Source organism: Nocardioides sp. NPDC023903, assembly GCF_040639295.1.
Classification (GTDB): domain Bacteria; phylum Actinomycetota; class Actinomycetes; order Propionibacteriales; family Nocardioidaceae; genus Nocardioides.
Genome location: NZ_JBEZZS010000019.1, coordinates 82,067 through 96,361, shown reverse-complemented (window position 1 = coordinate 96,361; position 14,295 = coordinate 82,067). Strand labels below are relative to the sequence as shown.

General features: G+C 69.7%; 12 protein-coding genes. 4 read left to right on the top strand and 8 right to left on the bottom strand.

The features are described from left to right. Positions 1-37 precede the first annotated feature (37 nt). From AB0F44_RS19440 to AB0F44_RS19430, 3 genes are all read right to left on the bottom strand, one after another. Positions 38-2,905, bottom strand: coding sequence for a metallophosphoesterase (locus AB0F44_RS19440; protein WP_357358146.1), 2,868 nt, complete (start codon positions 2,903-2,905; stop codon positions 38-40). Between the two features lie 124 nt (positions 2,906-3,029). Further along, on the bottom strand, positions 3,030-3,698 hold the full coding sequence (locus AB0F44_RS19435) for a response regulator transcription factor (protein WP_357358144.1): 669 nt from the start codon (positions 3,696-3,698) through the stop codon (positions 3,030-3,032). Next, on the bottom strand, positions 3,695-4,831 hold the full coding sequence (locus tag AB0F44_RS19430; RefSeq protein ID WP_357358142.1) for a histidine kinase: 1,137 nt from the start codon (positions 4,829-4,831) through the stop codon (positions 3,695-3,697). The genes AB0F44_RS19435 and AB0F44_RS19430 overlap by 4 nt, the downstream gene beginning before the upstream one ends. Before the next feature lie 132 nt (positions 4,832-4,963). Between AB0F44_RS19430 and AB0F44_RS19425 the strand changes: the two genes are divergently transcribed. Then, a complete protein-coding gene (locus AB0F44_RS19425) occupies positions 4,964-7,099 on the top strand; it encodes an MMPL family transporter (protein WP_357358140.1) in 2,136 nt (711 codons plus the stop codon). Here the strand turns inward: AB0F44_RS19425 and AB0F44_RS19420 are convergent. Continuing rightward, entirely contained in the window at positions 7,073-7,582 is a 510-nt protein-coding gene (locus tag AB0F44_RS19420; protein ID WP_357358138.1) for a GNAT family N-acetyltransferase, read from the bottom strand. The two genes, AB0F44_RS19425 and AB0F44_RS19420, sit on opposite strands and share 27 nt — an antisense overlap. Positions 7,583-7,821: 239 nt before the next feature. Here AB0F44_RS19420 and AB0F44_RS19415 point away from each other — a divergent pair, with 239 nt between their 5' ends. Continuing rightward, positions 7,822-8,151, top strand: a complete 330-nt coding sequence (locus tag AB0F44_RS19415) for a hypothetical protein (RefSeq protein WP_357358136.1) — start codon at positions 7,822-7,824, stop codon at positions 8,149-8,151. A gap of 25 nt (positions 8,152-8,176) precedes the next feature. Here the strand turns inward: AB0F44_RS19415 and AB0F44_RS19410 are convergent, their stop codons facing one another. After that, positions 8,177-9,088 carry a LysR family transcriptional regulator gene (locus tag AB0F44_RS19410; RefSeq protein WP_357358134.1) on the bottom strand — a complete coding sequence of 304 codons (912 nt, stop codon included), beginning with the start codon at positions 9,086-9,088 and terminating at the stop codon, positions 8,177-8,179. A gap of 115 nt (positions 9,089-9,203) precedes the next feature. Here AB0F44_RS19410 and AB0F44_RS19405 point away from each other — a divergent pair, with 115 nt between their 5' ends. After that, complete coding sequence (locus AB0F44_RS19405; RefSeq protein WP_357358133.1) at positions 9,204-10,496, top strand: MFS transporter; 1,293 nt, start codon at positions 9,204-9,206, stop codon at positions 10,494-10,496. Next, a complete protein-coding gene (locus tag AB0F44_RS19400; protein WP_357358131.1) occupies positions 10,454-11,257 on the top strand; it encodes an alpha/beta hydrolase in 804 nt (267 codons plus the stop codon). Before AB0F44_RS19405 ends, AB0F44_RS19400 begins: the two co-directional genes overlap by 43 nt. A 24-nt stretch (positions 11,258-11,281) precedes the next feature. On the opposite strand, the gene AB0F44_RS19395 is transcribed toward AB0F44_RS19400, so the two are convergent. The 3 genes from AB0F44_RS19395 to AB0F44_RS19385 form a co-directional block, all read right to left on the bottom strand. Then, positions 11,282-12,127 carry a hypothetical protein gene (locus AB0F44_RS19395; protein WP_357358129.1) on the bottom strand — a complete coding sequence of 282 codons (846 nt, stop codon included), beginning with the start codon at positions 12,125-12,127 and terminating at the stop codon, positions 11,282-11,284. Between the two features lie 3 nt (positions 12,128-12,130). Further along, on the bottom strand, positions 12,131-12,775 hold the full coding sequence (locus AB0F44_RS19390) for a hypothetical protein (protein ID WP_357358127.1): 645 nt from the start codon (positions 12,773-12,775) through the stop codon (positions 12,131-12,133). A gap of 97 nt (positions 12,776-12,872) precedes the next feature. Beyond that, positions 12,873-14,237: a pyridine nucleotide-disulfide oxidoreductase gene (locus tag AB0F44_RS19385; RefSeq protein WP_357358125.1), complete on the bottom strand. Its 1,365-nt coding sequence runs from the start codon at positions 14,235-14,237 to the stop codon at positions 12,873-12,875. Positions 14,238-14,295: the final 58 nt, after the last annotated feature.

Genomic DNA, 14,295 nt, shown 5'->3' with positions numbered 1-14,295 from the left:
ATCCGTTTGGGCATTCGGGGCTCGCGGCTTGGAGCGATCAGTCGAGTGCGACGGCCGCGACCGTGAGACTGATCCTCGCCACCTCTTCGATCTCAACCGGCTGGTCGCCGCGGACGCGATGGATCTTCACCACCGCCTCGGTGGGTGAGGTCTCGAACTCGAGGAAGTGCTTGAAGAACGGCGGTTCGTCCAGCGAGTAGATCTCAGAGACGAACTTCTGGATCGGCCCGAACGGCGGGTTCAGGCCGGGGAAGGCGATCTGCGCCCGGCGTCTGGTCCGCCATTCGACACCATCGGCCTTGGCGGGTTCGCCACCCATCTCCTCCTGCTCGGCCTCGATGATGGCCGTCGCGTCCGCCTCGCTGATGAAGTCGTAGGGCGTCGAGACGCCAGGACGGTAGCGGGGGCTCACCCACGACTTGGGGTCCGCGATCAGCGAGTACGCACCGAGGAACACCAGGTGTGCGAGGAGGACCGCGGCGCCGACAGCGACAACGGTGAAGAGAGCCGCGACGACCGCCACTGCCGGCCACCACGTCCTGAGCTCGTTCGCAACCTGGCCGGGCGCCGAGAAGCCCGGTACGTCGAGCAGGCCCGGCACCGCCGCCCCCAGCAGGAGCACCCCGAGGGCGAGGACGGCGACGACCAACAGCGGCATGTACAGGCGCTGGTGCTCGCGTCGCACCCAGTCGACGACCAGCATGCCGATCGCGGCGACCGTGATGAGCCCGGGCAGGGCGAAGGCGGCCCGCATCCACTCCGAGTCGACGGCGTCGGCAACCCACCACCAGAGCGCCAGCGTCACCGGCGCCGCGAGGAACACCAGGGGCTGAGCCAGCAAACGCCGCCAGCGGAGCCACGCCTGCGCCCGGCGTACGGGGTCTTCGTGCAGGCGGCGGGTGAGGAAGTCCGGGGCCAGAACGGCCGCGAGCACCACCACCGCGATCACCGCCAACGGCACGAGCCCGAGCAGGCCACTGAGGAACAGCACGGTCAGGCCCTCACCGCTCATCACGCGCAACATCTCGCCCGACACGACGGCTGCCTGCGCGAGCACGGCCCACACGACCGAACGCTCGAGCCAGCTCGCGGCCCTCGCGCCGTTCACGGTGGTGACGATCCGTTTCCGCCACCCGATGATCGCCAGGACGAGGTAGAGGTCGACCGCGACGACGAGGACCCAGGACACCGTACGTCCGTCGTCCGAGCCTCCCGCGTCCAAGCCCATCGGCAACAGAGCCAGGAGCACGAGAGCCGCCAACACGCACGCGAACGCGACGTGATGCCAACCGGGCACCCGCTCGACGGGGCTCCACCACCGCGACCACCGCACGCACCAGGCGTTGAGGCAGATCCACAGGGTGCTCACGCCGAACAGCACCAGCAGCGCTCCGGCCGCGTCAGGCAGGTAGTGGTGCAGGAACAGCGTCGCCAACACCCCCGCGACCAGCGCTTCGAGACGCAGGAGCAGGCGGGGTACGAAGCGACTGCGTCCAGGACGTTGTGGCAACTGATGCAGCAGCACCAGCACGATCATCGCGGCGATGGCCGCTCCTCCGGGACCGACTCGGACAAGCTGGTCCCCGAGCTGGAGCTGACGGCTCCACCCGGTCTCCTCGAGCCACCCTCCCAGGACCACTCCCCCGCCGAACAGCACGACGGTCAGCAGCAGCCGCCAGATGCTCGGGACCAGCTGCTGGGCGAAGTACGCCAGGGACTCGGCCGACCGCGGGAAGAGCTTGGTCGGCCGGAATCGTAGGTCGGTTCGCGCATCCGCCGCGGCCGTCCGAATGGGATGGGTGGCGTGGGTGTACGCGCCACCGCCGCCACTGACGATGTGCCACAGGCCGTCGCGAGAGCTGTCCGGCGTCGTCGGGTCGTACAGCTGGAAGTTGTGGGTGTCACCTCCCACCGTCGCGACGTAGCCGTGCTTCTTGTCGGTCACAACGTCGTGGACGGTGTTGCCGGGCCGTCCGGACACCTCACCCTTCCGGCGCTCACCGTTGACGAGCAGCGGCTTGCCCGTCATCAGGATCCTCGGCTTCTCGCCCCTCAGCGAGCTCAGCCAGTCGAACTGCGGCCCGTCGATGGTCCCGTCGATGCCCGTGTCGATGCACACCAGGTCCACGTGCTCGGTCTCGATGACGAAGTACGGCGCCGGCTGCAGCTGGGCTTCGGGTGCCGGCTGATCCCCTTCGGCCGGCTCTCCCCACCGCGCCGGCGCTGTCTTGCCGGCCGGTTCGCTGGGTGTGCGCCACATGACGCGGCCGAAGCGGTCCCGGATCAGCTGCCATAGCCCCAGCGGCTCCTCGAACGACGGCGCCAGGAGCTCGCTGGGCCAGGTCGGCGGTGCATCCGCCGGGTAGAGGAACTGGTGGGCGAAGCCGTAGAGGCCGTCGTACCAGTCGTGGTTGCCCGGCATCGCGTAGACCGGGACGTTCTCAGGAAGCGAGAACTTGTCGCGTACGTCGAGGGGCGCCTTGAGGCCATCCACCCGGTTCGACCGGTACGGCTTGTAGAAACCGTCCACGTAGTCGTTGACGTTGCCGGACGGGTAGATCACGTCGCTCAGGACCAGCACGAAGCCGGCTTGTTGCGCGGCTCGCGCCAGGGCGGGCGCGACGACGTACTGGGAAGGGTCCTGCTCGCCGGTGTCGCCGATGACCAAGAACCTCGAGACCTTGGAGGCGGGAATCGTCGGAGGCTTGTCCTTCTTCGTCCAGTGCGTACGCAGGTTCTCGACGAGCCCCTGCGTACCACGTCCCAAGACGTCGTTGACCGAGTCGATGAGAGTGCGCGCGGCGATCCAGGAGAGGCTGTTCCACTTGGTCGGGTCGTTCTGCAAGTAGTCCCGCGTGCGAGCCCAGTCCTCGCTCCCGGTCTCGGAGTCATCGCCCAGAGTCATAGACATCCCCTTTGCAGGACGGACCGGCCGGCTTGACCCGCGCGACCGTATGCAACAGGTCTAAACAGTTCCCGGCACGGCGCGACGGTAGCGCAAGCCGGCTACCCAAGACGCGGTACTGGCCCTATTCCTTCATGCGCTTGGTCTCGTACGCCCACATCGCGACCTCGACGCGGTTGCGGGCGCCGAGCTTGTTCATCAGCGCGGCGACATGGGTCTTCACCGTGCTCAGGGTGATCATCAGCTCCTCGGCGATCTCCGCATTGGTGCGGCCGCGCGCGACGGTGAGGAGGACCTCCTCCTCGCGCTCGGTGAGCGGCTCGATCGGCTGGGCCGGCGGGGTCGCTCGCTCCAGGCCGGCCAGCGTGGCGAGGAGGCGACGGGTGATGTTGGGCGAGATGAGCGCATCGCCGTTCGCGGCTGCGTGGATCGCCTGGACCAGCAGCTCGGGACCGGCGTCCTTGAGGAGGAAGCCCCGAGCGCCGGCCTTGAGGGCCCCGTGGACGTACTCGTCGAGATCGAAGGTCGTGATGACCACGATGGCGAGGGGATCCTCGACGCCGGGGCCGGCGAGCCGGCGGGTGGCTTCGACGCCGTCGATGCCGGGCATCCGGATGTCGAAGAGGCATACGTCGGGACGCAGCTCGCGTGCCACGGCCACCGCCTCGTGACCATCCGTCGCCTCGCCGACGACCTCGATCCCGGGCTGTGCGTTGAGGATCATGGTGAGTCCGGTACGCACCAGGAGCTGGTCGTCGGCGACCACCACCCGGATGGTCCCCTGGCTGCTCACCGCGACACCTCGCGCGGCAGGGTTGCCTCGACGGTCCAGCCGCCGGCCGGATCCGGCCCGGCCTGGCACACGCCGCCGAGGAGCTTGGCCCGCTCCGCCATCCCGAGCAGGCCGTAGCCCACGCTGGTCGAGAGGCGGGCTGCTTCTCCGTCGTCGTGCACACGCACCTCCACGGCGCCGGCCTCGCCCCTTACCTCCACGCTGACCCTCGTGGGGTAGAGGGCGTGCCGGATCGCGTTGGTGACCGACTCCTGACAGATCCGATAGACCGACACCTCGACCGGCTGCGGCAGGTCGGCGAGATCGCCCACGCACCGCACCTGCACCAGGGGGCTCATCCGGGTCAGCTCGTCCAGATCGCCAATGCCCCGCTGTGGTGCGTAGTCTGCCGCGTCGTCGCCGTCGCGGAGCACCCGGACCATCGTGCGCATCTCGGACAGCGTCTGGGAGGCCTCGGCCTCGATCACCGCCAGTGCCTCGAGGGCCGCGGCCGGGTTCGTGGCCGCCACCGCTCGCCCTGCCTGGGCCTGGATCGCGATGGCGGAGACATGGTGCGCGACGGTGTCGTGCAGCTCGCGGGCGAGGTCACCGCGCTCGAGCGTCCTGACCTGCTGGACCTCGCGCTGGCGCGCCACCGCGCGGTAGCGCATCGCGGCCCCGAGGGCGAACGACGCGACCACCACGGTGGCGCCGCCGATCAGGTCTCCGAAGTTCTCGGTCGCGGCGAGTCCCAGAGTCACCGGTACGGCGACGATCGCCGTACCGATCAGAGCCTCGCGCCCCGATGCCCAGCGGTACAGGGAGTAAGGCAACAGCAGGACGCAGGCCATCGTGTTGAGCCCCACCTCTCCGACGCCGTCGATGATCGTCGGGATCTGCAGCACCATCGCACCACCGCCGAAGCCGACCGCGGTCGCCAGAAGTGGATGAGTACGCCGCCAGAGCAGGACCGGGATCACCAGGAGCGTGACCACGGTGGCCAAGGGGCGCCACGATACGTCGGAGCGGAAGATCGCCTCGCCCGCGGCCGTGATCAGCAGGGCGCCGACCAGGGCCCAGTCCCACCATGCCGGCGCTGGCGGATCCGGGGCACGGGGCTCGGCCAGGACTGAGCGGACGAAGGCGGTCACCACCACTTGAGCCTAGCGAGCGGACAGCCTCGTCGTACGGGGCACAAGGACGAGCTTCTCCTCGTACTTTCGGCCGAGGGGCCCACTGCTCCTTGGCCCGATGTGGATCGTTCGTCGCCGGGCCACGGTGGAGGCATGTCAGATCTCCTCTACCGGCTCGGCCGGTCAGCCGCGACCCGTCCCTGGACCGCCATCGGCGCCTGGGTCGTTCTCGCGCTCGTCGTCATCGCCTCCTCCGTCGCCTTCGGGCGCGAGCTCGAGGAGAGCTTCGAGGCGCCCGGCCTCGACTCCTACCAAGCCGCGGAGCTGCTCTCCGAGGCCCAGGCCGACGAGGGCGGGATCAGCGCCCACGTCGTACTCGAAGCGCCAGACGCCACGACGCAAGTGGCGCCCGTGGAGGCCGCACTCGCGGAGCTCCCGGGTGTGCTGGGTACGACGAGCAGCGTCTCGCCGGACGGAGACATCGCGCTCGTGCGAGTGCAGTATCCGGCGGTCGAGCACCTCGAAGCCTCCGACCTGGACAACCTCAAGGACGCCGTCGCCGACCTGCGTGAGGAGTCGTCGCTGACGCTCGAGACCGGCGGCGACCTGTTCTTCGCGTTCGAGGAAGCGCCCACCGGGCTCGGCGAGGTCGCGGGGATCATCGTCGCGATGATCGTCCTGCTGATCGCCTTCGGCTCCTTCGTCGCGATGGGACTGCCGATCGGGATGGCGCTGTTCGGTCTGGTCATCGGCGTCACCTCGATGAAGCTGGTGACGTACCTGATCGACATCCCGGCGTGGGCGCCGGAGCTCGCGGCCATGGTCGGGCTCGGCGTCGGTATCGACTACGCGCTCTTCCTGGTCACCCGGCACCGCGAGAACCTGGCTCAGGGCATGCCGGTCCCCGAATCGGTGGGCCGAGCCCTGGCGACAGCAGGACAGGCGGTGATCTTCGCCGGCGGCACGGTCGTCGTGGCGATCCTCGGGCTGCTCGTCGCGGGGATCCCGTTCGTGACCGGTGGTGGGGTTGCCATCTCCGCGATGGTGCTCGTGATGGTGCTCGCCTCGGTCACCTTGCTGCCGGCACTTCTCGGTCTGGCGGGGCACCGGATCAACGGACGCCGGCGACGGGATGGGGTGTACCGGCCGAGCACCGGCTGGTACCGGTGGGGCGCTCACGTGACCCGCAACGCGACGGCGTACCTCGTCGGCGGAGCGGTCCTCATGATCGCCCTGGCCGCACCCGTTCTCGCGCTCGACCTGGGCTTCCCCGACGACGGGACCAAGCCCGATTCGAGGACGGAACGCCGCGCCTACGACCTGATCGCCGACGGTTTCGGTCCCGGGGCCAACGGGCCTCTGGTGATCGCAGTCGACATCTCGCACGACAAGACCGTCGTGGCCCCGCTGGCCGAGGCAGTGGCCGCCGACCCGGGCATCACCGCGGTCGCCGAACCGATCATCGATCTTGACTCCGGCGTTGCGACGCTGGTGGCGCAGCCGACCACGTCGCCCCAGGACGTTGCCACCCAGGAGACCGTCACGAGGCTGCGCGGTGAGGTCTTCCCGACGGTGCTCGACAACAGCTCGGCGACCGCCCATGTCGGCGGTCAGACCGCCACCTTCGCCGATCTCGGTGACCGGGTGCAGGAACGGATGCCGCGCTTCGTGGCCGCCGTGCTGCTGCTGTCGTTCCTCCTGCTCACGCTGCTGTTCCGGTCGGTGCTGGTGCCCCTGAAGGCAGTCGTGCTGAACCTGCTGAGCGTCGGTGCGGCGTACGGCGTGCTCGTCATGGTCTTCCAGTGGGGCTGGGCCGCCAGCCTGATCGGCGTGGAGTCGACGGTGCCGATCGTGTCGTTCATCCCGCTGTTCATGTTCGCGATCCTGTTCGGTCTCTCCATGGACTACGAGGTGTTCCTGCTGTCGCGGGTGCGCGAGCAGTACCGCCGCCACGGCGACAACACCCGCGCGGTCATCACAGGTATCGCCGGCACCGGCCGCACCATCACCGCAGCCGCGCTGATCATGGTGGCCGTCTTCTCCGGCTTCGTCCTCGGCAGCGACCCGGTGGTGAAGATGATGGGAGTCGGCCTGGCCACGGCCATCTTCCTCGACGCGACCGTCGTACGCCTGATGCTGGTCCCGGCCACCATGAAGCTCCTGGGCAACGCGAACTGGTGGCTGCCGAAGTGGCTGGATCGGCTGCTGCCGGAGCTGGACTCCGCATCGACGGAGAGGCCGGTCGAGGAAGAAGCGGCCGACCTACTCCCTGACCTCAGGGGGAGCTAGGTCGAGGCTGAGCGACGCCAGACCTTCGACGGGCTTGAAGCCGAGGCCTCGATAGAGGCCGAGAGCGGCCTGGTTGTCGGGTTCGGTCACGAGAGACAGGCGTGTCGCGCCTGCTGCGAGCGCCGCCTCACGGACGGCGCTCACCAGCGCGGCTGCCACTCCCCTGCGGCGGGCCCCGGGTACTACGTAGAGATCACGCAGCTGCCAGAACCGTCCCATGGCGAGAGAGGCGGGGACTGTGTGGCTGGTCGCCAGGCCGATCGGCGATGCGTCCTCCGACGGGTCCACGAAGGCCGTGTAGATCGTGAGCATCCTCGACCGGACCATGTCGGTGAGCCAGCCGATGGTGCGGTCGTCCGCGTCCGGCGGCTCGCCGTAGTGGCGGCGGTACTGGTTGAACAGGACGCTGGCCGCCGCGAGCGACTCGTCGGTCTCGCACGCCGCGACCCGCAGCGCCTCGTTGGGGACCGGCGCACTACTCATGCGCCCTGACGCTACCGCCCTGGGTGGTCGAGTGTTCGACGACTGAAGCACTGGCCTCATTTTGGGAAGCCCCCAGATTGGCGTATAGCAACACGCCGAGGCCGGACAGATGATGAAACTGCTAGCCCAAAACGACATCTCGGCCTTCCGGCCATTCGTCTGGTTGAGCAGACCGCAACCACAGCTCGGTGGCACGGCAGGGCAGGTCAGGGCCATCGAAGACGGAAGGAACAGAGATCATGAGGATTTGGATCGGAAGCTGTGCCATCGCGGCGGGCTTCGTGCTGGCCGGAGCCGGCGCCGCGAGCGCTGGAGAGGTGAACGGCAACGGCGACGACATCCCCGCACCGGACCGCGCCTCCTCGGAGTGCGTGTTCTCAGGCCAGGACACCGCAGACTCCATCGAGGGCAACCCGGAGGGCTTCGACGACGACGGGCTGGCCGTACGAGGCAACCAGAGCCCGGGCGGCACCGACCGCTACCACGGGACGCAGAGCTACGGCATGTTCGCCCGAGCCGGGCTCAAGGCCTTCGTGCCGTCTCCCGGCGACGCCTGCAGAGGCCACTGACGGCTTGCAGGTACGTACGCTCTGATCAGGAGCTCAGGAGCAAGGCGCCGTCGGGCACCGTGATCCAGCCATGCGCCTCGGACAACGCGCGTGCGCTGCGTCTCAGCACGTCGAGACCGGTGTGATCGAGATCCGCGCGCCAACGCATCGTCCAGGGGAACAGCGCGACGGGCTCGACCAGCGGACGCATGACGATGCCCTCGACCGGCGGCTGGCTCTCCAGGGCCAGGCCGGGCGCGCCGTGCAGCCGTAGGTGCGCGGCGAGCTCGGCACCGCCGAGGACGTGGGGATGCCCGTCCGTCGGGTCCACGCCGAACGGCGCGAGGAGCTGACCCATCGCGCGGGCCCATGCGGGGGTCACGTGGTCGCCGGACCGCGTGCACACCCGGGCCGTCCGGAGAGCCTCGAGCGGTACGGCGTCGAGCGCGGTGAGCTCGTGATCGTCGGGGAGCAGCACGATGACCCGTTCATGACGGACCACCTGCCCACGCGGGGCCGAGACGCCCTGTGGGGTGGCGCCGAAGCCGACGTCCGCCCCGACCACCGCGTCCGCGGATCCGCCGCCGTAGCGGACGATGAACTCGATGTCAGGGGCCGTACGCCGAGCCGCGTCCAGCACACGAGCAGGCGTCGTACCCGGCGCGACGGCGTCGATGACGAGGCTGCCGGTGTCGGCACGCAGGTCGCGTACGGCACGGTCGTGCAGCGCGATGAGCTCGCGCGCTCGGCCCACGAGGCGCTGGCCCTCCGGCGTGAGTGCGACGCGGCGGGAGGACCGGTCGAGGAGGCGGACGCCCGCAGCGCTCTCGAGTCGGCGTACGTCTCGGCTGAGCGCCTGCTGGGCGATGAAGAGCCGGTCGGCCGCGCGCCCGAAGTGCAGCTCCTCCGCGACCACCACGTAACGACGCAGGAGCCTGATCTCGAGGTCGCCCGCCACAGGCCCATTCTGTCCGGTCGGCGAACCGGGTGACAGCGGATCGACAACAGAAGTGCGTCGATCCGCGCTTCGCCGGTGTTGGACGCGCGTCCGAAGCCGCGAGCAACCTGGAGGCATGTCCTCGTCGAGCCCCGCACCGGAAAGCCCTCGCGTGATCACCGCGCTGCACGGTGGAGTGGGCATGCTCATCGCGGTCTGGGGCGCGGGGCTTCCTGCCCTCGACGCCCGAGTCGATCTCGGTCCCACGCGGCTCGGGCTTCTGCTCCTCACCCTCGCGCTGGGCGCGGCGATCGCGATGCCGCTGGCGGGCCACCTCACCCACCGCTGGAGCGACGCCGCCGTGCTGCGCGTCGCCCTCCCCACGGCGGGGCTCCTCCTCGCCGCGATCGGCGCGATGCCCGCAGCCGAGCCGATGATCGCCCTCGCCGCCGTCTTCGGCCTCTGCTGCGGCGCCATCAACGTCGGCCTCACTTCGCGAGCGACGGCCGCCGAGCGCGCAGCGGGACGACCCGTGATCGCCCGGATGCACGGATGCTGGACGCTCGGCGCCGTCCTGGGGTCGTCGGCGCTGGCAGCGGCGCTGCGCGCCGGAGCCGACAGCCTCCTGCTGCTGCCTGCCGCCGCACTGGCCGCCGGCGCCCTGCTCACTCTGCTGGCGCTGCGGCTTCCGGTCGGCCGCACCGGCAGAGACCCGGGCACTGCCGCGGATCCGAACGCGGTGGCTTCTCAGGGGCCGACCCGAACGATGAGCCCCGTACTCATCGGCGCCGGTGCCGTGGCCGCCGCTGCCTTCGTGGTGGAAGGTGCCGCAACCGACTGGGCTGGCATCCACACCACTCGCGTCCTCGGCGCGGAGCCGGCCGCCGGAGCGACGATGTACGCCGTCTTCTTCGCTGCGATGACCGTCGTCCGCCTCGCCGGAGACCGTCTGCGCGGCGCCGTCGCCGCACCGATCCTGGTAGCGGCGGCCGCCGGGGTGACGCTGCTCGGGTTCGTACTCGTCCTCCTCTCCCCCATCGTCGCGGAGGCTGCGCAGGTCGTGGTCGCCGCCGGAGGATGGGCGCTCGCCGGCGCGGGAACGGCCCTCGTCTGGCCGATCGTGATCGGCACTCTGGGCGCCACCCGGATCGATCCGCAGCGGCTCTCGGTCGTCACCACGATCGGATATCTCGGCGGGTTCGTGGGGCCGGTTCTCATCGGCGGGCTCGCCGTCGGGGTGGGGCTGGCCGGCGCGATGGCGCTACCCGCTGCGCTCACGATCCTGCTCGCGGCCGCCGCGCCACCTCTCGTCTCCCGGCTCCGGCGCCTGGCGCCTGCTCGACCACTGCCATCACCGACACCATTACCGACACCGAGGAGAACGCCATGTACGCACCCGCCCAGATCGACCTACCCGAAACACGCCTGAGCTACGAGCTACGTGGGTCCGGGCCCGCCATCGCGCTCGTCGGGTCACCGATGACCGCCGAGGAGTTCGCCCCGCTCGCCGAGGTGCTCGCCGCCGACCACACCGTCCTCACCCACGACCCGCGCGGCCACGGCGGGAGCGTCCTGGTAGATCAGTCCGTCGGCTCCACACCAGAGCAGCGCGCCGACGACCTCGCCGAGCTCGTACGCCGCACGGGCCTCGGCCCCGTCGCGATCCTCGGATCCAGCGGCGGTGCCGTGACATCCCTCGCCTTCGCTCAGCGCCATCCCGAGCTCGCCACGACGATCGTGGCACATGAGCCCCCGCTGCTGGAGCTACTCGACGACCGGGCGGAGCAGCGCACGCTGACCGACACGATGAGGCGTCGGTACGCCGACGGCGACGTGGTCGGCGCGTGGGGCATGTTCTTCGAGCAAGCGAACATCGTGGTCCCGGACGGCATGCTCGAGGCCATGTTCGGCGGCGAGCGCACCCCGAGCGCTCTGACGGAGGAGGCGTTCTGGTACGCCAAGGAGCTGCCGGCCTCCGTGCAGTGGGTGCACGACGAGGAAGTGCTGCGCCGTGGCCCTCGGATCGTCCTCGGCATCGGCGAGGAGTCGGCAGGTCAGCTGTGCGAGCGTACGACCGAGGCGCTCGCCGCGCGGCTCGGCCTCACCGCCATGCGGTTCCCCGGCGACCACACCGGTTTCGTGGACCACCCGAGTGCCTTTGCCGCGCGGCTGAAGGACGCACTGGTCTGACCGAGTGCCATCCGGGCTGACGCACTAGTTCGGCGGAGAGTTCCGGAACTGGAACTGGACCCGTACGTCGTCGTCGAGACGGACGAGGATGGTGGTGCCGCCGGCGCTCCAGGTATCGGGCACGAGGAACATCCGATCGTCGCCCTGGATCAGCAGCCTCAGCCGCCAGTAGCGGAAGCGGTAGTCGTCCTCACCGGCGTCAGGTCGTACGACCTCCTCGACCCCGGCGGTGGCGGGGACGTGCAGCCGCTCGCGGGTGTCGAGGACGACGCTGGGCAGGCTGCGCAGGTTGCGGGCCTGCTCCATCGCCAGGCCCCGGCCGGTCCACTGCGCGGTCGTGGCCGTCGCCCAGATCACGCAAGCGGCCACGCCCACCCAGAGCAGCACGATGCGCGGTTCGAGGCGGCCGCCGCGCAGGCGCAGGGCGTACGCCACGAGTGCCGCGCCACCGCCGAGCAGGACCGGCGTCACCAGCGAGTAATAGGCCCAGCCGCCGACGAGTGTGAACCCTGCGAGCAGCAGCGTCCCGGCCGTCATGAGGGCAATCCCAACGCTGAGGACGATGGTGACCAGCGGACGAAACCAATCCTCCACGGCATGTCGCCGAACCCAATGGTGGAAGGCGACCACTGCGACGCCGCCCAGCACCAGGACCAGCATCGGGGTCAGCAGAGGCTGCGGGCTGCGCATGACGTACGCGCGGGTGCTGAGCCCGATCACGTCGACATCGAGGCCGAAGTAGTCGTATTGGGCGCGGGCGGCGACGTACCCGAAGTAGAACAGGACGCCGCTGATCACGGTCACCGGCGCGACGAAGCTCGTCGCCAGGCTCACCCAGCGGTCGATCCCAGTCGGCGGCGTGTCGGTCATGATTCAGCCGGATTCGGTCGGGTCCGTGGTCTCCTCCGACTCCTCCGACTCCTCGGACTCCCCCGACTCCGTGTCGACCTCCGGCGCATCGAGGGTCACCTCGGTGTCGCCGCCCTCGACGTTCTCGAGCTCGCAAGGCTCGGCCTGGCAGGTCATCTCGCCACTGAGCCGCAGCACGGCGTCCTCGCCCTCCTGTTCATCGGTCCAGGGAACCAGTGAGAGCATCGCCACCTGGCAGCTGGTCGAGTCGGCGGTGAAGACGAATCCGTCCAGGCAGGACGCACCATCGCACGCCGCGTCAGCCGGCTCGAAGACCTCCGGTTCGACCTCGTAGCCGGTGACAACGACCGAGACGCCCTCGGGGACCGACGGGTCGTCGCCGCTCGGCCAGAGCCAGCTGACGTCGGCGCAGATCACGCCGGGTGTGCCGTCGAGAGGGTACGACCCGCCGCCGATCGGAAGCGTCGGCACGTTCGCCACCGGCTCGTCGGGATCGGTTGGATCGTCGGGGTCGGGATTTTCCTGCCCAGTCTCCGCAGAGGACGCCTCGGCGACGTTGACCTCCGACTCTCCGTCGGACGAGCCGCAGGCGGCAAAGAGCAGGAGCGCACAAGGGATGACAGCGAGGAGCGAACGGTTCAACACCATGATGAACACCTCCTGAGAACAAGGAGGTACGGCCGCTCGCCGCTGATACCCGTGGGCGGTAGGCACCTGGCGGACATCCGGGCCGGTCATCATGCGCTCAGATCAGCTGAGCCAGCTGGGCGAGAGCAGGCTTGGTGTGCCGCGCCAGCCGTTCCCGCGCGTCGTCGAGGGCTGCGGAGCCGGGATAGCCCGGCGGCACCCGAGCCGGGTTGAGCGCGACCCCGTCCGACCACGCCTTGATGTCCGGCTCGGACGAGAACGACATGGCCGCCTGGGTGCCGAGGACGTTCATCTTCGCCCAGGTCGCCATCGAGTCGGGGAACGGACTCGGCGGGCAGAGCCGGTTCTTCTCCGCGTCGGCGTCACGGGTGGCCTCGACGTACCCGGTGACGGCGGCACCGAAGCAGGGGAAGCCGGCCCGGATCGGCTGCAGCGTGATCGCCTCGGGGCGCCAGACCGCGAGCAGGGGCGGATACTTCAGGCCGTCCGCGGCGCAGTGCACGACCAGGGCGTCGTCGGCGACGGCGAGGGAACCGTCGGCGAAGGTGAGGCTGCCGCGGTCGACGTGTTTGATGTGGCCGCGGCGTACGACATTCTCGAGAGTACGCAGCTGCTCGAGCTCCCACGTCGCCAGCGTCGGCGCCTTGGCCATCGTCGGCATGACCGATCGGTCGATGCGGAGCATGATGCCGGCGTCCTCCAGGCCGAGGAACAGGTCCTCGAGCGACGTCGACCTCTCGGCGATCTGCATCGTGTCGGCGGCCATGCCGAGGAAGATCGCGGGATCGGGCTGGATGAGCGCCCGGTTGAACATCCACGGGTCCCGCGGCCGCACCCAGCAGATCGCGTCGGGGTCGACGCCACGCGACAGCAGCCAGATGCACGCGTCGGTCGCGGTCTTGCCGGATCCGACGATGACGTACTGGCTCGGCGTCTCCTCGAGACGCGCGAGATCGTTGACCGGGAGCACCCGAGCGCCCTCGGCGACGCCGAACGGCGGCGGCTTCTCGGCGGGGATGCTGGGAGCCAGGTAGCGGGCGTCGACGATCCGAGCGCCCGGCATCTCGAAGCGCTCCCCCGAGATGCGCGAGACAACGGTGTTGTCGCCGACGTACTCGCTGTTCGGGAAGAACTCGACCTTGCCCGACTCCACCATCCGCTCGAGGATCCGGGCGTAGTAGGCGCAGATCTCCGCCTGGGTCGCCCGCTCCTGGAGGCCCTTCTCGGGCCCGCGCTGCTGCAGCTGCCCGCCGCCGAGCAGCGTCGAGGGGACCCCGTAGAAGGCGGAGGACTGATGCAGGCGTACGAAGGGGTACGCCTCCAGCCAGTGCCCGCTGACACCGTGTCGCCGGTCGACCAACCCCACCCGCACGTCGGCGTGCTCGATCAGAGCGTCTGTGAACGCCATCCCCATGGCGCCGGCACCCACCACCAGATAGTCGACATCGACCGTGCGGCTCATGCCTCCACGAAAGCACGCCGAAGACCTACGCGGTCAATAGGTAGTTGGGTCTATGCCA